General features: G+C 71.8%; 19 protein-coding genes and 3 tRNA genes. 14 read left to right on the top strand and 8 right to left on the bottom strand.

All coding sequences use genetic code 11. The features are described 5' to 3' along the window. Positions 1–54 precede the first annotated feature (54 nt). Positions 55–597 (top strand): PadR family transcriptional regulator, encoded by a 543-nt coding sequence (locus ABZ459_RS22345; RefSeq protein WP_357973115.1) that lies wholly within the window; start codon positions 55–57, stop codon positions 595–597. Positions 598–632: 35 nt separating this feature from the next. Here ABZ459_RS22345 and ABZ459_RS22340 read toward each other — a convergent pair whose 3' ends face one another. Then, positions 633–2603, bottom strand: coding sequence for a M3 family metallopeptidase (locus ABZ459_RS22340; protein WP_357973112.1), 1971 nt, complete (start codon positions 2601–2603; stop codon positions 633–635). A 166-nt stretch (positions 2604–2769) separates the two neighbouring features. Between ABZ459_RS22340 and ABZ459_RS22335 the strand changes: the two genes are divergently transcribed. After that, positions 2770–2841: transfer RNA gene (locus ABZ459_RS22335), tRNA-Gln, on the top strand. A 59-nt stretch (positions 2842–2900) separates the two neighbouring features. Here ABZ459_RS22335 and ABZ459_RS22330 read toward each other — a convergent pair. Next, positions 2901–3770, bottom strand: a complete 870-nt coding sequence (locus ABZ459_RS22330) for an alpha/beta hydrolase (protein WP_357973109.1) — start codon at positions 3768–3770, stop codon at positions 2901–2903. A gap of 114 nt (positions 3771–3884) precedes the next feature. Here ABZ459_RS22330 and ABZ459_RS22325 point away from each other — a divergent pair, with 114 nt between their 5' ends. The 5 genes from ABZ459_RS22325 (at position 3885) to ABZ459_RS22305 (ending at position 6543) form a co-directional block, all read left to right on the top strand. Further along, entirely contained in the window at positions 3885–5096 is a 1212-nt protein-coding gene (locus ABZ459_RS22325) for a sensor histidine kinase (RefSeq protein WP_357973106.1), read from the top strand. Then, positions 5093–5701: a response regulator transcription factor gene (locus ABZ459_RS22320; protein WP_357973104.1), complete on the top strand. Its 609-nt coding sequence runs from the start codon at positions 5093–5095 to the stop codon at positions 5699–5701. The genes ABZ459_RS22325 and ABZ459_RS22320 overlap by 4 nt, the downstream gene beginning before the upstream one ends. A 13-nt stretch (positions 5702–5714) precedes the next feature. Further along, positions 5715–6293, top strand: a complete 579-nt coding sequence (locus ABZ459_RS22315) for a hypothetical protein (protein WP_357973101.1) — start codon at positions 5715–5717, stop codon at positions 6291–6293. 82 nt (positions 6294–6375) lie between these two features. Then, positions 6376–6451 (top strand) — tRNA-Glu (locus ABZ459_RS22310). A gap of 19 nt (positions 6452–6470) precedes the next feature. After that, positions 6471–6543 (top strand) — tRNA-Glu (locus ABZ459_RS22305). Between the two features lie 214 nt (positions 6544–6757). On the opposite strand, the gene ABZ459_RS22300 is transcribed toward ABZ459_RS22305, so the two are convergent. Both ABZ459_RS22300 and ABZ459_RS22295 read right to left on the bottom strand, forming a co-directional pair. Continuing rightward, positions 6758–8470, bottom strand: a complete 1713-nt coding sequence (locus ABZ459_RS22300) for a hypothetical protein (RefSeq protein ID WP_357973098.1) — start codon at positions 8468–8470, stop codon at positions 6758–6760. Positions 8471–8528: 58 nt separating this feature from the next. After that, positions 8529–9245, bottom strand: a complete 717-nt coding sequence (locus tag ABZ459_RS22295) for an IclR family transcriptional regulator (protein ID WP_352319070.1) — start codon at positions 9243–9245, stop codon at positions 8529–8531. Between the two features lie 63 nt (positions 9246–9308). On the opposite strand from ABZ459_RS22295, the gene leuC reads away from it, so the two are divergent. The 4 genes from leuC to ABZ459_RS22275 all read left to right on the top strand — a co-directional run bounded on the left by leuC (position 9309) and on the right by ABZ459_RS22275 (position 11901). Next, positions 9309–10694, top strand: coding sequence for a 3-isopropylmalate dehydratase large subunit (gene leuC / locus ABZ459_RS22290; protein WP_357973094.1), 1386 nt, complete (start codon positions 9309–9311; stop codon positions 10692–10694). 14 nt (positions 10695–10708) lie between these two features. Then, the gene (leuD, locus tag ABZ459_RS22285) at positions 10709–11296 is read left to right on the top strand and encodes a 3-isopropylmalate dehydratase small subunit (RefSeq protein WP_357973091.1); all 588 of its coding nucleotides are present in this window, start codon (positions 10709–10711) and stop codon (positions 11294–11296) included. After that, a complete protein-coding gene (locus ABZ459_RS22280; RefSeq protein ID WP_352352162.1) occupies positions 11275–11502 on the top strand; it encodes a hypothetical protein in 228 nt (75 codons plus the stop codon). The genes leuD and ABZ459_RS22280 overlap by 22 nt, the downstream gene beginning before the upstream one ends. 99 nt (positions 11503–11601) lie before the next feature. Then, positions 11602–11901, top strand: coding sequence for an HU family DNA-binding protein (locus ABZ459_RS22275; RefSeq protein ID WP_352352161.1), 300 nt, complete (start codon positions 11602–11604; stop codon positions 11899–11901). A 65-nt stretch (positions 11902–11966) separates the two neighbouring features. Here the strand turns inward: ABZ459_RS22275 and ABZ459_RS22270 are convergent, their stop codons facing one another. Together ABZ459_RS22270 and cofC are read right to left on the bottom strand one after the other, a co-directional pair. After that, a complete protein-coding gene (locus ABZ459_RS22270; RefSeq protein WP_352324833.1) occupies positions 11967–12176 on the bottom strand; it encodes a hypothetical protein in 210 nt (69 codons plus the stop codon). Positions 12177–12229: 53 nt separating this feature from the next. Then, positions 12230–12865, bottom strand: a complete 636-nt coding sequence (gene cofC / locus ABZ459_RS22265; RefSeq protein ID WP_352324832.1) for a 2-phospho-L-lactate guanylyltransferase — start codon at positions 12863–12865, stop codon at positions 12230–12232. A 134-nt stretch (positions 12866–12999) separates the two neighbouring features. Here cofC and ABZ459_RS22260 point away from each other — a divergent pair, with 134 nt between their 5' ends. The 3 genes from ABZ459_RS22260 (at position 13000) to ABZ459_RS22250 (ending at position 15828) form a co-directional block, all read left to right on the top strand. Then, positions 13000–13656, top strand: coding sequence for a lysophospholipid acyltransferase family protein (locus tag ABZ459_RS22260; protein WP_357973086.1), 657 nt, complete (start codon positions 13000–13002; stop codon positions 13654–13656). A gap of 4 nt (positions 13657–13660) precedes the next feature. After that, positions 13661–14671, top strand: a complete 1011-nt coding sequence (locus ABZ459_RS22255; protein ID WP_357973082.1) for an NAD(P)H-dependent glycerol-3-phosphate dehydrogenase — start codon at positions 13661–13663, stop codon at positions 14669–14671. 62 nt (positions 14672–14733) lie between these two features. Then, the gene (locus ABZ459_RS22250; RefSeq protein ID WP_357973079.1) at positions 14734–15828 is read left to right on the top strand and encodes a D-alanine--D-alanine ligase family protein; all 1095 of its coding nucleotides are present in this window, start codon (positions 14734–14736) and stop codon (positions 15826–15828) included. On the opposite strand, the gene ABZ459_RS22245 is transcribed toward ABZ459_RS22250, so the two are convergent. Both ABZ459_RS22245 and ABZ459_RS22240 read right to left on the bottom strand, forming a co-directional pair. Then, positions 15811–16245, bottom strand: coding sequence for a DUF3515 domain-containing protein (locus tag ABZ459_RS22245; protein ID WP_357973077.1), 435 nt, complete (start codon positions 16243–16245; stop codon positions 15811–15813). The two genes, ABZ459_RS22250 and ABZ459_RS22245, sit on opposite strands and share 18 nt — an antisense overlap. A 21-nt stretch (positions 16246–16266) precedes the next feature. Beyond that, entirely contained in the window at positions 16267–16500 is a 234-nt protein-coding gene (locus tag ABZ459_RS22240; RefSeq protein ID WP_125637145.1) for an Lrp/AsnC ligand binding domain-containing protein, read from the bottom strand. Between the last annotated feature and the right edge of the window lies 1 nt (position 16501).

Here is a 16501-nt window from a genome sequence, read left to right as displayed (position 1 = left end):
GCGTACCTCGTTTCGTTGTACCTCGATTAGAGGTATAGCGTTACGATGCACGACATGGCAAGCGGCGGGGATCTGTCCCTCACGATCCTGGGGTTCCTGAACGAACGGCCGATGCACGGCTACGAGCTCAAGGCGCGCCTGGCCGCGCTCACCGGCCACCTCCGCCCGGTCAGCGACGGCGCCCTCTACCCCGCCATCTCGAGACTGGAGAGCAAGGGCCTGGTCGAGCGGCACGAGGAGGCGGGCGCGGCGGCGGCCCGCAGGCAGGTGCTCACGCTCACCGGCAAGGGCCGCGAGGAGCTGCTGCGGCGGCTGCGCGACCCGAGCGAGCTCGACGTCAGCGACCAGACGCGCTTCTTCGCCCTGCTGACGTTCCTGTCGGCGCTGCCCGACCCCGCCGACCGGTCACGGGTGCTGCGGCGCAGGCTGGCCTTCCTGGAGGCCCCGGCGAGCTTCTTCTACGAGGGCGGCCGGCCCGTCCGGATCAAGGACGAGCCCGACCCGTACCGGCGCGGGATGCTGGAGATCGCCCGCGCGTCGAGCCGGGCGGAGAAGGAATGGCTCCGGCAGCGCATCGAGGAGCTGCCGGAGCCATAGGGGAAAGCCTCGGCGGGGGAGGCGGGGAGCGGCGGTCAGTCGAGGCCGCGGCGGGCCAGCAGCGGCCCGATGCCCGGCTCGCGCCCGCGGAAGTTGCGGAAGGCGGTCAGCGGGTCGAGGCTGCCGCCCCTGGAGAGCAGCTCGCGGCGGAAGTGGTCGCCGTTCGCCCTGGTCAGGCCGCCGTTCTCCTTGAACCACTCCACGCTCTCGGCGTCGAGCACCTCGCTCCAGATGTAGGAGTAGTAGCCGGCGCTGTAGCCGCCCGAGAAGATGTGGGCGAAGTAGTTCGTCCGGTAACGCGGGCGCACCAGCCGCACGTCGATCCCGGCCGCCTCCAGGGCCCGCTGCTCGAACGCCTGCGCGTCGGCCACCTGCTCGCCGGGCGCCAGCCGGTGCCAGGCCCAGTCGAGCAGCGTGGCCGCCAGGTACTCCACCGTCGCGAAGCCCTGGTTGAACTTCTCGGCCGCGTTGAGCTTCTCCACCAGCTCGGCGGGCATCGGCTCGCCCGTCTCGTGGTGCTTGGCGTAGTTGGCCAGGACCTCCGGCCAGGTCACCCACATCTCGTTGACCTGCGAGGGGTACTCGACGAAGTCGCGCGGCACGCTGGTGCCCGACACGCGCGGGTAGCGCACCTGCGAGAACAGCCCGTGCAGCGCGTGGCCGAACTCGTGGAAGGCGGTGTTCACCTCGTCGTACGTCAGCAGCGTCGGCCCCGAGGCCGGCTTGGTGATGTTGAGGTTGTTCATGACCACCGGCAGCTCGCCGAACAGGTGCGACTGGTCGACCAGGTTGTTCATCCACGCCCCGCCGCGCTTGTTCGCCCTGGCGTAGGGGTCGAGCAGGAACAGGCCGAGCGCGCCGCCGTCCTCGTTGAACACCTCGAAGACGGTTACGTCGGGGTGGTAGCCGCGCAGGTCGGGCCGCTCGGTGAAGGTGATGCCGTAGAGCTCGGTGGCGGCGAAGAACACGCCGTCCCTGATGACCCGGTTCAGCTCGAAGTAGGGGCGCATGGCGTCGGCGTCGAAGTCGTAGCGGGCCAGCCGCACCTTCTCCGAGTAGTACGACCAGTCCCACGGCTCGATCTCGAACCCGGCCTGCTCGGTCAGCGCCTCGGCCTCCCTGCCGGCGTTGCGCACCGCCGGGCCGACGAGCTGGCCGAGCATCTCCTCGACCGCCTCGACGGTCTTGGCCGTCTGGTCGGCCACCGAGTAGGCGGCGTGGTCGGGGAAGCCGAGCAGCGCGGCCCGCTCGGCCCGCAGCGTGGCCATCCTGGCGGCCCGGTCGAAGTTGGCGGGGGCGCGGCCGACGCTCCGCTCGTACAGGCGGCGGCGCACGTCGCGGTCGGTGAGCTGGGCCAGGCCGGGCTGGTTGGTGAAGTTCAGCAGCGGCAGGACGTACGTGCCGTCGTCCTTGCGCAGGGACTCGATCCTGGCCTCGTCGAAGCCGTCGAGCTCCTTGGGGTCCGTGAGGACCAGGGCCTCCTCGGTGGACGCCTTGAGCAGGGTCTGCGCGAACTCGGTCGACAGCTTCGACAGCTCGCCGTTGAGCTCGCGCAGCCGGTCCTGCTCCGGCTCCGACAGGTCGGCCCCGGCCCGGACGAAGTCCTCCCGGTACTTCTCCAGCAGCCACGCCTCCTCGGCGTCGGACGTGCCGACCTGCTTGATCCGCGCCCACAGCGCCCGGTTGAGGCGGATCGCGTCATTGTGCGCGGTCAGCTTCGGGGAGATCTCCTTCTCGATCTCCATGATCCCGTCGCTGGAGTTGGACGCGGCCATGCTGAAGAAGACCGTGGCCGTGCGGTCGAGGATCCGCCCCGAACGCTCCAGGGCCGCGATCGTGTTGTCGAAGGTGGGCGGCTCGGTGTTGTTCGCGATCGCGTCGACCTCGGCCAGGTGCTCGGCCATGCCGCGCTCGAACGCGGGCAGGTAGTGCTCCTCGCGGACGTCCGCGAACGGCGGCAGCTGGTACGGCAGGCTACTAGGGGCGAAGAACGGGTTCTCGGCCAACGCTTGGGCTCCTCCACGTGGTGTTTTGTCCTCTTCAGCTTGGCACGTCGGAGCCCGTGCCGCAGGCGGCCGGACGCCGCTTCGGCAATCGTTTTGGTCTTACCCCCCGAGCTGGGCTATTCTTTCGGACGTCGCCAAGCGCGCTCCGAGAAGGGGTTCGCAGCGGTGGGGTATGGTGTAATTGGCAGCACGACTGATTCTGGTTCAGTTAGTCTAGGTTCGAGTCCTGGTACCCCAGCAAGTTCCCGAAACGGATGTCTCCTTGAGAGACGTCCGTTTTTTCGTTTCGGCGGCCCGTCAGGTCGCCAGGCCGTCCAGGATCTCGCTGATCCTCCGGTACTCCGCGGCCGTGGCCGCGTGCCCGGCGTCGACCGTGCGCACCTCGAACGTGTTGTCCGGGGTGGCCGCGTCCGCCTCCCTGATCATCCGGTCCTGCAGCGCGAGCGGGATCATCCGGTCCCGCGCGTGCCTGATGTACGTCCGCGGCACCCGCCCCCAGGCGTCCGTCCTGCCGCGCGCGTCCGCGGCGGAGACCAGCAGGCTCTCGTCCGGCAGCAACGTGTTGAGCAGCGCCAGGAACTCGCCGTCGGCCGCCTCGGCCATGAACGCCTCCTTGGCCGCGGCCAGGAACGCCGGGTCGGACGTCCGCCAGTTCATCCGCACCGCCATGAGCGCCGCGGGGTCGCCGATCATCCCGGCCACCAGCCCCTTCCCCAGGCTCGTGGCGGCCTCCGGGGTCTCCAGGTACTCGGCCGGCGAGCGCAGCCGCGTGCAGCAGAACGCCGTGTCATAGACCAGCCGGTCGAGCAGGTGGGGGACCTCGTCGGCGGCCTTGGTGACCGCCGCTCCGCCGAGGCTCCCGCCCACCAGGACCACCGGGCCGTACGCGGCGACCCTGCGCACGACGTCCACCGTGGCCTCGACGTAGTCGTCCAGGGTCACCCCGGACACCGGCGAGGGCGCGGCGGCCAGCGCCGCCAGGTCCTGCGGAGCCTGGTAGGCGCGGCTGAACTGCTCGGCGGGCAGGTGCCCCGGCAGCTCCACGCCCACGGTCCGGTGCCCGCGCAGCGTCAGCTCCGGATCTCCCTGCGCCACCCCGCCGGCTCCGGTGACGAACACGAACGTGGTCACCCGGCCGGGCCGGGATCGGCTCTCTCGATCGCTCATGGGCCGATGTTCGCCCGGGCCGGCAGTCCTGCGCATCGCCCGTACGGCCGTCCGTACGGCTGAGTCCGCCCATCCACCGATCGGTCGACCCGGGCGGCGTGCCAGGCTGGAGGCGTGAGCCGGGCACCAGGACGTGAGCGTCTGCTCCACGTCGCGCTCGGCTACGGGCTGCTGGCGATCTCCGTGGTCGCCGCCGCCGTCATGGGCGACCCGCCGCAGGGTGGCAACGCCCTCGCCGCCGCGGCGCCCTGGATCGTCGCGCCCTGGCCCGTCCTGGCCGCCGTCGCGGCGGTGTGGCTCGCCGCCGTCCCGTGGCTGCATTCCCGGCGGCACCGGCCGGCCGTTCTCGTCGTCCCGTACTACGTGCTGCTCGTGGGCCTCGCGGCCGCGCTGGTGGCGGGCAACCCGGCCTTCGTCGTGTTCGCCTCGCTCGGCTACCCCCTGGCCGTCGCGCTGCTGCCGACCCGCCTGGTGATGGCGGGCGTGACGCTCACCGCCGTGGTCGTCGTCGTGGCCCAGGCCGGTCCCGGCGCGCCCGCCGGGCTGTTCACGGTGGCCGGCGGCATCGCCGTCCCGCTCGCCCTGGCCGGCTGGTACGTCTCCGCCGAGAGCGACCGGCGCCGCCGCCTGATCGGCGAGCTGCGTACCGCCATGGACGAGAACGCCGACCTGCACGCCCGGCTCCTCCACCAGGCCAGGCGGGCGGGCGTGCTCGACGAGCGGCAGCGCGTGGCGGGCGAGATCCACGACCCCGTCGCCCAGGACCTCGCGGCCCTGATCGGCAAGCTCGGCGCGGCCGGCCGCGCCACCGACGAGGCCGACCGCCGCCGCCACCTCGACCAGGCGGCCCGGCTGGCCCGCCAGAGCCTGGCCGAGACCCGCCGGACGGTACGCGCCCTGAGCCCCGGCCCCCTGGAGGACTCCGGACTCCCCGACGCGCTCGGCCGCATGGCCCGCTCGTGGGCCGCCACGGCGGGCGTCGGCCTGGCCGTCGAGATCACCGGCACCCCCGTCGCCCTGTCCGCCGACGTCGAGGCCACGCTGTTCCGCATCGCCCAGGAGGCACTGGCCAACGTCGCCAAGCACGCCGATGCCACCAGGACGGCCCTCACCCTGTCGTACACGGACGAAGTCGTCATGCTCGACATCCGTGACGACGGGCGCGGTTTCGTTCCGCAGGAGGCTGCTGAGGGCTTCGGGGTGGAGGGCATGCGCCGGCGGGCCCGCGCGGTGGGTGGCACGCTGGAGGTCGAGTCCGAGCCGGGCCGGGGGAGCGCCGTGGCCGCGGCCGTCCCCGTCATACCCGCGGAAGGCGAACGACCGTGAGACTGCTCATCGTGGACGACCACCCGATCGTCAGGGACGGCCTGCGCGCCGCCCTGGGCGCCGAGCCCGGCATGGAGATCGTGGGCGAGGCGGCCGACGGCGCCCAGGCCGTCCGGCTGGCGGCCGAGCTGCGACCCGACGTCGTCCTCATGGACCTGCGCATGCCCGGCATGGACGGCCTGGCCGCGATCAGGGAGCTGAGCGGGAGCGGGCCGCGGGTGCTGGTGCTCACGACGTTCGACACCGACGTCCTGCCCGCACTGGAGGCCGGGGCGGCCGGCTACCTGCTGAAGGACGCCCACCCGGAGGAGCTGGCACGCGCCGTGCGGGCCACGTACGAGGGGGAGACCGTGCTCGCCCCCGCCGTGGCCGGACGGCTGGCCGACCACGTCCGCAGGCCGAGGCGGGGCGACCTGAGCAGACGTGAGCTGGAGGTGCTGCGGCTGGTGGCCGGGGGAGCGACCAACCGGCAGGCGGCGGCCGAGCTGTTCATCAGCGAGGCCAGCGTCAAGACGCACCTGCTGCACGCCTACGCCAAGCTCGACGTCCGTGACCGCGCCGCCGCCGTGGCCGAGGCCTTCCGCCGCGGGCTGCTCGGCGGGTAGCCTCCCTCGCCTCATGGACGAATTCCGCATGCGCGAGGGCGGTCTTGCCCGTTTCATCGCCCCGTTCGCCGGGCCGCTGGTGCTCTTCTTCGCCGTCTGCCTGCTGCTCGGAGCCATCCTCACCGGCAGCTCGGCGCTGGGCGTCGTGATCGGCGCGCTCGCCACGGCGGCCCTGACCGGCGTGCTCGTCGTCAAGCACCGCCGGCTGGTGGCGGGCACGGTGGTGCGCTTCTCGCCGGAGGGCGTGGAGCTGGCCGACGCCCGCGGCTTCCGGGTGCGGCTGCGCTGGCCCGACATCACCAGGATCGGCGTGGTGGACACCCGGCCGGCCGACCCACGGCTCCTGGGCCGGCCCGGCGGCGTGCGCGTACGCGTCCAGGCCCTGCGCTCGGTGGGGCTGGTCGGGTGGGGCGAGCGCACGCTCCCGCCGCGGGCGCCGCGGTGGATGCGCGAGCGCCTGGCCCGGGTGCCCGCCGACCCCGTCACCGGACGGCCCGAGGTGGCGATCCCGCTCGGCGAGATCGACCCGCTGTGGGAACGGGGGCCGATGGGCGACTGGGTCCGCCGCCACCGGCCCGATCTCATGCGCTGATAAGCGGGTTGGTTGTGGTCTGCGGGGTGCGGTAGAGTTACCTGCGTCGCCGGGGAGACCCGGCACACCAGCTTGTGGACAAGGTCCCGTCGTCTAGTGGCCCAGGACGCCGCCCTCTCAAGGCGGTAGCGCCGGTTCGAATCCGGTCGGGACTACCACGATCACAAGCTGTGCGAAGGTCCCGTCGTCTAGTGGCCCAGGACGCCGCCCTCTCAAGGCGGTAGCGCCGGTTCGAATCCGGTCGGGACTACGTTCACCCAAACGCTCCGGTGCGTCAAGCACCGGGGCGTTTTTCGCGTTCTACGGGCCGCTCGTGAACGGCAACCTTTCGTGTTCTACGGGCCGCCCGCGAACGGCAACCTTTCGTGTTCTACGGGCCGCCCGCGACCGAGAACCCTTGCGGGCCGCCCATGAACGGGAACAGGGCCCCGCGCGGGTCGCGCGGGGCCCTGGCCGTGGTGGGATCAGGCCGAGGAGCGGGCCTTGAACAGGGCGCGGCGGGCCGTCTTGGCGATCTGCTTGTCGGGGTGGACCTGGGAGATCAGGTCAAGCAGCTCCTCCACGTGCGCGTGCGGGATCTTCCAGATCACCTCGAGGAGCCCGTTGACCATGTCGGGGCCGATGTCCCGCAGGCTGCTGACGAACTCGGAACGCCCCAGCCCGGCCGAGATCGTCCACATGTCGAGGATCAGCCAGTGGGTGTCGTCCTGGGTGGGCTCGGGCGCCCCCTCGACCCCGAGCTGGCTCAGGTGCGTCGCCGCGTACGGCCGCAGGGACGCCTGCTTGAGCGCCGCCTGCCAGGCCGGGACGGCGGCCTCGCCCAGCGTGCCCACCACGCTGGCCGCCTGCACCCGGATCAGGGCGTCGCTCTCGTCCTCGGCCGCCGCGTCGAGCAGCTCCTCGGCGGCCTTGGCCGGCTCCCTGAGCCGCATCCAGGCCGCGAACTCGGCGTCGGCCTCGTCCTCGGGCAGCTCGGCGCTCAGCGCGAGCAGCTCGTGGGCGCTCATCGACTCGATCGCGGGCCGGGCGTCGACCTCGATGTCGGCGTCGTCCACCAGGTGGATGACGCCCTCGGTGCCCAGCGGGGTGAGGCGCACGGTCGTGCCCTCGACCTCGATCATGCCGTAGCCGGTCAGCCAGTCGATGGCGGGGGCCAGCGGGTCGCCGGCCGCCTCCCAGGCGTCGCCGCCCAGCTCGTCGAGGTCGGCGGCGGCCTCGGCCAGCTCGCGGGCCAGGTCGTCGCGCTCACGCGAGCCGCCGGCCAGCAGCAGCCTGACCAGCAGGCCCCGGGTCAGGCCGGTCAGCGCCATCGTCAGGTCGTCGTCGTCGAGCTCGGGGTCGCCGTAGTCGACCGAGTGCAGGCCGAGCATCCAGGCGTCGAGGACGTCCTCGTCGTCGTCGAACGGCCACTCGGAGGTGTCGTCCTGGACGGCCACGGTGTTGCCCTCGCCCGGTTCGAGGAACTCCAGGTCGACGGCGAGGTTCCAGATGTTCCAGAGCTGCGGGACCGCCTCGGCCACCGGGCCGTCGGTCTCGGGCATGGGCAGGCCGACGGCGGCCAGCGCCTCCTCCACCTCGGCGTCGGTGAGCAGGGTGTCCTCGCCGACGCGGCGGCCGGAGCCGACCCACAGCGCCAGGTCGCGGGCCTTGGCGACCAGCGGGGCCTGGCGGGCGGCCGCGGCCAGCTCGGAGTCGGGGCGCAACCTGATGGTGTCGAGCTCGGCCAGCTCGTCGGCGAACGCCTCGAAGTCGCCCAGGTCGCCGGTCTCCTCCTCGTCGTCACCCGCGCCGTCGTCGTCGAGCAGGTCCTCCATGAGCTCGACGAACTCGTCCTCGACGTCGTCGAGCTCGGCCCGCAGGTCGGCGAGGGAGTCGGAGCCCTTGGCGAGCCTGCCGGTCTGGGAGAGGAACGTCAGGTACGCGTCGACGGCGGGCAGCATGCCGTCGGCGGCGGCGTCGGGATCCTCCACGACCTTCGGCATGCGGTCGAGCAGCAGGTTGCGCAGGTCGGCGCGCTTCCACGTGCCGAGATCCTGCGAGAAGGCGAGACGGTGCCAGAGTGCGGCAGGCCCCACGAGCTCGGGGTCGCTGTCGGGCGCGTTGGAACGCGCCCACATGATGAACTCTTCGAGCAGGGGTCGCAGCTCAGTGGCGGCTACCTCGATGCGATCTGTCACGCACTCAGGCTAGTGCGCCCGCGAGGCAGTCGGCCCCCGAAATACGAGCTTTCGCCGATCATGACGTGCGGCGCATGGCCTCGGTGATGCGTTCGGCGGCCGCCATGACGGGTACGGCGTGCAGGCGGCCGGGCGCTCGGGTGAGCCGTTCGATGGGCCCGGAGACCGAGACGGAGGCGATCACCTTGCCTCCGCTGCCCCTTATGGGGGCGGACACGCTGGCCACCCCCTGCTCGCGCTCGCCGACGCTGTGGGCCCACCCGCGGCGGCGCACAGAGGCGAGGGTGGCGGCGGTGAACTTGGCGCCGCGCAGGCCCCTGTGCAGCCGGTCGGGCTCCTCCCAGGCCAGCAGGATCTGGGCCGCCGAACCGGCCGTCATCGGCAGCGCCGAGCCCACCGGGACGGTGTCGCGCAGGCCGCTGGCCCGCTCGGCCGCCGCCACGCAGACCCGCTCGTCACCCTGGCGCCGGTAGAGTTGCGCGCTCTCGCCGGTCAGGTCGCGCAGCTGCATCAGCACGGGCGAGGCCACCGCGAGCAGCCGGTCCTCGCCGGCCGCCGTGGACAACTCCGCGAGCCGCGGCCCGAGCACGAATCTGCCCTGGGTGTCGCGGCTCACGATGCGGTGGTGCTCAAGTGCGACGGCCAGCCGGTGGGCCGTGGGGCGGGCCAGGCCGGTGGCCTGGACGAGCTGAGCCAGGGAAGCGGGACCCGCTTCGAGGGCATTGAGTACAAGAACGGCCTTGTCGAGTACTCCGACTCCGCTAGAGTTGTCCATACACCGATACTGCCGTCTCGACATATGAGAAAGCAAGTCGGAGGCAATCTCAAGGAGGAGATCATGGGCCGCACACTGGCCGAGAAGGTCTGGGAGCAGCACGTCGTCCGCCGTGCGGAGGGCGAACCCGACCTGCTCTACATCGACCTGCACCTCATTCACGAGGTGACCAGTCCGCAGGCGTTCGACGGCCTCCGTCTCGCCGGCCGGAAGGTGCGAAGGCCCGATCTCACCATCGCCACCGAGGACCACAACGTCCCGACCGTGCTCGGCCCGATCTCCGACCCCGTCTCCAAGGCCCAGGTCGAGACGCTGCGCAAGAACGCGGCCGAGTTCGGCATCAGGCTGCACCCGATGGGCGACGCCGGCCAGGGCGTGGTGCACATCATCGGCCCGCAGTTCGGCCTGACCCAGCCGGGCATGACGATCGTGTGCGGCGACTCCCACACCTCCACCCACGGCGCCTTCGGCGGCATCGCGTTCGGCATCGGCACCTCCGAGGTCGAGCACGTGCTGGCCACCCAGACGCTGCCCGCCTACCGGCCGAAGACGATGGCCATCGAGGTCTCGGGCGAGCTGCCCGCCGGCGTCACGGCCAAGGACCTGATCCTGGCGATCATCGCCAAGATCGGCACCGGTGGCGGCCAGGGCTACATCGTCGAGTACCGCGGCGAGGCCGTGCGCAAGCTCTCCATGGAGGGCCGCATGACCGTCTGCAACATGTCCATCGAGGCGGGCGCCCGCGCCGGCGTGATCGCCCCGGACGAGACCACGTTCGCCTACCTCAAGGGCCGCCCGCACGCCCCCGAGGGCGAGCTGTGGGACCAGGCCGTCGAGTACTGGAAGTCGCTGCGCACCGACGACGACGCCGTGTTCGACAAGGTCGTGGAGATCGACGCCTCGACGCTGACCCCGTACGTCACGTGGGGCACCAACCCCGGCCAGGGCCTGCCGCTGGGCGGGTCCGTGCCGAGCCCCGACAGCTTCGCCGACCCGGTCGAGCGCTCGGCCGCCGAGCGCGCGCTGGAGTACATGGGCCTGACCGCGGGCACGCCGCTGCGCGAGATCGAGGTCGACACCGTGTTCGTCGGCTCGTGCACCAACGGCCGCATCGAGGACCTGCGCTCGGCCGCCGAGATCCTGCGCGGCCGCCAGGTCCGCACCCGCACGCTGATCGTGCCCGGGTCGATGCTGGTCAAGCTCCAGGCCGAGCAGGAGGGCCTGCACGAGGTGTTCAAGGCCGCCGGCGCCGAGTGGCGCGAGGCCGGCTGCTCGATGTGCCTCGGCATGAACCCCGACACGCTCAAGCCCGGCGAGCGCAGCGCCTCCACCTCCAACCGCAACTTCGAGGGCCGCCAGGGCAAGGGCGGCCGCACCCACCTGGTGTCGCCGCAGGTCGCCGCCGCGACCGCGGTCACCGGCCGCCTGACCGCCCCCGCCGACCTGTAAGGAGAACCAGACCGATGGACGCCTTCACCACCCACACCGGTACGGCGGTGCCGCTGCGCCGCAGCAACGTCGACACCGACCAGATCATCCCGGCCGTCTGGCTCAAGCAGGTCAGCCGCACCGGCTTCGAGAAGGGCCTGTTCGCCGCCTGGCGCGAGGACCCGACGTTCGTCCTGAACGACCCCTCCTACGAGGGCGGCTCGATCCTGGTCTCCGGCCCCGACTTCGGCACCGGCTCCTCCCGCGAGCACGCCGTGTGGGCCCTGCAGCAGTACGGGTTCCGCGCCGTGATCGCCGCCCGGTTCGGCGACATCTTCCGCAACAACTCCACCAAGATGGGCCTGCTGCCGGTCGTCCTGCCCGCCGAGAAGGTCGAGGCCCTGCAGGCCGCCGTCGAGGCCGAGCCGAAGCTGCAGGTGACCGTCGACCTGCTGGAACGCCAGGTCCGCTGGGCCGATGAGGTCGTGCCGTTCGAGATCGACGACTACACCCGCTGGCGCCTCACCGAGGGCCTGGACGACATCGGCCTGACCCTGCGTCACGCCGACGACGTGGCCGCGTACGAGAATGGTCGGCAGCCATGGCTGCCGACGACCGTCTAGAAGACGACGAACTGGCGCGGCGGTTGCGCGAGGCGCACCGCCGCGTCCGCATGCTCCCCGCCGCCGACAAGGAACGGGCGGCCCGCCGCTACCTGTCCATCTGCGATCTCGCCAAGCGCGATCCGGAAAGGGCGGCCGCCCGGCTCGACGCCTTTCTGGGCGCTCTCGACACGCCACGCGAGGGGGAAAACACGCAGGGTGATTGAGTTCCCTCGCGATCCCGCCTACTTTCGAGCGCGTAAGGGGTTTCTACGTCGAACTCGAGAGCTGGAACCCCGAGCCGTCACTGGGGGAGCAGGACTTTCATGAACAAGCGAGAGCTCGTCGACGCCATCACCGATCGGGTGGGCGACAAAAGGACGGCCACCGAGGCCGTCAACGCGGTCATCGAGGCCATCCAGAAGGCCGTGGCGAGCGGGGACAAGGTCTCCATCACGGGCTTCGGCGCGTTCGAGATGGTGAACAAGCCCGCCCGCACTGCCAGGAACCCGTCGACCGGCGCCGAGATCAAGGTCGCCGAGAGCTGGGCGCCTAAGTTCCGTCCCGGCTCTGAATTCAAGGACCTGGTGAACGAGGGCGGCAAGCAGATCGGCAAGAAGAAATAGTCTCAGCGGACATCACGCCCGGGCGGCCCACGCCCGGGCGTTCGCTGTTTTCCGGGACCGCGTCGTCATTCGGGCGCGGGAATCGGGAACGTCGACAGCGTGATGTAGGTGATCTGCCCGCCGTCGGTCGCCAGGTTCACCCGCTGCCCCGTGCGCAGCAGCAGCAGCGGCCCCGCGTCGAAGGCGCGCGTGCCGAACTCCAGCACCGTCCCGTCGTCGAGGAAGACCGAGCCGGAACGGGTGACCTCGTCGAAGCTGCGTACCGTCGCCTGCACGCCGTCCAGCCTAAGCCGACCGCCGCCCGGCGGGCGAGAGGCGGCCCGGAGGGTCACGCCCCCGGCCACAGGTCGGCGACCACCGCCGCCGTGTGCCGCCCCAGGCCCAGGGCGAGGGCCGCGCGCAGGTCGTCGGGGGTGTCCACGTCCCGGCGGAGCGAGTCGATCCCCGGCACGCACAGCTCCTTCGCGCCGCCGGCCAGGTGCCTGGCCCGCGACTCGCCGCCGAACCGCGGCGTGAACGGCCGCCCGGCGAGCACGCCGTAGAACGTCGTGCCGACCTCCTGGGCGTCCGGCACGAACGACTGGTCGAACTCGGCCGCCGCGGCCAGCGCCGTCGCCAGCTCCGCCGGTCGCAGGGCCGGCAGGTCGGCCTGGAGCGCGCCCACCGCCTCACCGGGCGCGACGCGTACGGCATGGGCCGCGCCCGTGCGCAACGCGGTGTTGAGCCCGCGGTCGGGGTCGTGCACCACCTGCGCGCCCAGCGCCCCCAGCGGCCCCGCCGCGGCCGGATCGGCGGTCACCACGATCACCCGCGCCACCGCCGGGCAGGCCAGCGCCGCGGCCACGGTGTCGCAGGCCACGGCCACGGCCAGGCGCGTACGGTGGGGGCCCGTCGCGGCCGCCAGCCGGGTCTTCGCCGCGACCAGCGTCTTCACCGGAATGACCAGAGACCAGCGGTTGCTCATAGGCTTAAGCATCTCGCCTCGACATCCCACGCGGCCAACCGGGAGACTTGGGGCGCACACCGTACGGGTTGGAGGAGACCATGAGCCGCCCCACGCGACCTTCGCGTTTCTGGGAGTCATTCGCCGTAGCGGTGGTGAAGCCGCTGTCGTGGCTCCTGGTCAAGAAGGACTGGCGCAACGGCGAGCGACTCCCGCGCACCGGCGGCATCATCATCGCGGCCAACCACCTGTCATGGAGCGATCCCGTCCTGCTGTCGCACTTCCTGTTCAACAACGGGCGCTGGCCGGTCATCCTGGCCAAGGCCGCGCTGTTCAAGGTGCCCTTCCTGGGCCGGGCGCTCAACGGCCTGCTGGCCATCCCGGTCGAGCGGGGCAGCAGCGAGGCGGCCAGGTCGCTCAGCTCGTCGGCCCAGCGGCTGCGCGACGGCGCGGCCATCCTGTTCTACCCCGAGGGCACCTGCACCCGCGATCCCGAGCTGTGGCCCATGGTGGGCAAGACCGGCGCCGCCCGGCTGGCGCTGGAGAGCGGCGCGCAGGTCATCCCCATCGCCCACTGGGGCGCCCACGAGCTGCTGCCGTACGGCGCCAAGAAGCCCAGGCTGTTCCCGCGCAAGACCTTCCACGTCACCGTCGGCCCGCCGGTCGACCTGTCCAAGTACGAGGGGCAGCCCCTGCGCGCCGGCGTGCTGCGCGAGGCGACCGAAGACATCATGGCGGCCATCACCGAGCAGCTGACCGAGCTGCGCGGCGAGAAGGCCCCGGAAACTCCCTACGATCCCGCCAGGCGGTGATGGCATGACAAAGGCAGCCGTTCTCGGCACGGGCTCGTGGGGCACCACGTTCGCCATGGTCCTCGCCGAGGCGGGCAACGAGGTCACGCTGTGGGGGCGCAGGCCGGAGCTGGTCGAGGCGATCGACCAGGACCACGCCAACCCCGACTACCTGCCCGGCGTGACGCTGCCCGAGGCGCTGCGCGCCACCACCGACCCCGTCCGCGCGCTCGACGGCGCCGACTTCGTGGTGCTGGCCGTGCCCTCGCAGATGTTGCGGCCCAACCTGACCGCCTGGCGCGAGCACATCCCGTCGAACGCGGTCCTGGTCAGCCTCATGAAGGGCGTCGAGCTGGGCACGACCAAGCGCATGAGCGAGGTGATCCGCGAGGTCGCCGAGGTGCCCGAGGAGCGGGTCGCGGTGGTGTCCGGGCCCAACCTGGCCAAGGAGATCGCCCACCGCCAGCCCGCCGCCACGGTCGTCGCCTGCACCGACGAGTCGGTCGCCGAACGCCTCCAGGCCGCCTGCCACCTGCCGCCGTGGTTCCGGCCGTACACCAACACCGACGTGGTCGGGGTCGAGCTGGGCGGCGCGGTGAAGAACGTGATCGCGCTGGCCGTGGGCGTCTCGGCGGGCATGGGCATGGGCGACAACGTCAGCGCCATGCTCATCACCAGGGGCCTGGCCGAGATCTCCCGCCTCGGCGCCGCGCTGGGCGCCGACCCCCACACCTTCGCCGGGCTGGCCGGCATGGGCGACCTGGTGGCCACCTGCACCTCGCCGCTGTCGCGCAACCGCACCTTCGGCGAGAACCTGGGCCGCGGCATGACCCTCGCCGAGGTCGTCGCCGCTACCAAGCAGACCGCCGAGGGCGTGAAGTCCTGCGAGTCCGTCCTCGAACTGGCCAGGAAGCACGACGTCGAGATGCCGATCACCGAGGTGGTCGTCGGGGTCGTGCACGACGGCATGTCGCCGTCGGAGGCGGGCATGCTGCTCATGTCCCGCTCGCCCAAACCCGAACGGTACGGCCTGTGAATCCGGACGCCACCGCGCGCTCGACTCGCTGTCAGGGGGACACCCCGGTAGATTCGGACGTCATGAGCAAGCCACGCGTCGCCGTCGTTTTCGGAGGTCGCAATTCTGAGCATGCCGTGTCCCTCATGGGCGCGGGCAGCGTGCTGGATGTGATCGACAGGAGTAAGTACGAGGTGATCCCGGTCGGGATCGCCCAGGACGGCAGGTGGGTGCTCGCCGCGTCCGACCAGCGGTTCGCCATCGAGGCCGGGGAGCTGCCCGCGGTCGACACCTCGGGAGCCGCGCTCGCCCTGCCCAGCGGCGGAGCCGGGCTGGTGGCCTACGACCCCGGGAGCATCCCGGTCGAGCTCGGCACGGTCGACGTCGTCTTCCCCGTCATGCACGGCCCGTTCGCCGAGGACGGCACCATCCAGGGCCTGCTGGAGATGGCCGGCGTCCGCTACGTCGGCTCCGGCGTGCTGGCCAGCGCCGTCGGCATGGACAAGGCCCACATGAAGACCGTGATGGCCGCCGCCGGGCTGCCGATCGGCCCTTACGTCGTCGTCCGCGACCGCGACTGGCGGCTCAACCGCGAGGTCGTGCTGAAGGAGGCCGAGGAGCTCGGCTTCCCGGTGTTCGTCAAGCCCGCCAGGGCCGGCTCCTCGCAGGGCATCTCCAAGGCCCACGACCGCGCCGAGCTGGAGGCGGCCGTCGAGTCCGCCCGGCGGCACGACCCCAAGGTGCTGATCGAGGCCGCGATCGAGGGCCGCGAGATCGAGTGCGCGGTGCTGGAGTCGCTCGGCGACGAGCCCGCCGCCGCGTCGATCCCGGGCGAGGTCAAGGTCGAGGGCGGCCAGGAGTTCTTCGACTTCGAGGCCAAGTACTACCCCGACCAGATGTCGCTCACCGTGCCCGCCGACATCCCGGCCGAGACCGCGGAGGAGCTGCGCGCGATGGCCGTACGGGCCTTCGAGGCGCTCGACTGCGAGGGCCTGTCCAGGGTCGACTTCTTCTACACGCCCGACGGCCGGCTGGTCTTCAACGAGATCAACACGATGCCCGGGTTCACCTCGTTGTCGGTCGCGCCGCAGCTCTGGGCAGCCTCGGGGCTGTCGTACCCGGCGCTGGTCGACCGGCTGATCCAGCTCGCGCTGTCGCGCTCAGCCGGACTGCGTTGACACGGCCCGCCCGATCGGCCCCGACAGCTCGGCCAGCACGTCGGACGCCGCGTGGTCGCCGCCGACCGTGACCTCCACGTACGTGGGCGCGGCCACCGCGGTGAACAGGATGGGCTTGTCCGGATCGGCGAACCAGCCCACTCCGTCGATCTCCTGGAGCTGGTCGGTCGGCGCCATCCGGGCAGGCCGCGGCACCCCGCAGCGCAACGCGATGGACGCCTCCCCCCAGACCGCCACGTACGGCGAGGCTGGCTCCGACGTGCCGCGCTCGGCGCCGTCCAGCGTCTTGGGCAGCAGGGACGCGAGCCTGTCACAGGCCGCCGCCGCCTCCCCCGAAGGCTTGGGCGGATCGACCTGTACCACGCCGCCGCAGCCGGCGAGTGCCAGAAGAAGGAGCAGGACGGCGGCGGCGCGCATGGAACCCAGACCTCGAATGTGTCAGATATGAACGATCGGACACGTAAGAGTACGCGTGATCCCCTCCACCGCCTGAATCTGCGCCACGACCAGCTTCCCGAGCTCGTCGACGTTGCGCGCCTCAGCGCGGACGATCACGTCGTAGGGCCCCGTCACGTCTTCCGCCTGGGTGACCCCCGGAATTCCGGAGATCTCCTCGGCAACGGCGGCGGCCTTGCCGACCTCGGTCTGAATAAGGATGTAGGCCTGCACCATC

Origin of the sequence: Nonomuraea sp. NPDC005692 (assembly GCF_040631115.1) — a bacterium.
Taxonomy (GTDB): domain Bacteria; phylum Actinomycetota; class Actinomycetes; order Streptosporangiales; family Streptosporangiaceae; genus Nonomuraea.
The sequence above is the reverse complement of the archived record's forward strand: the minus strand, read 5'-3'. Positions and strand labels throughout refer to the sequence as shown.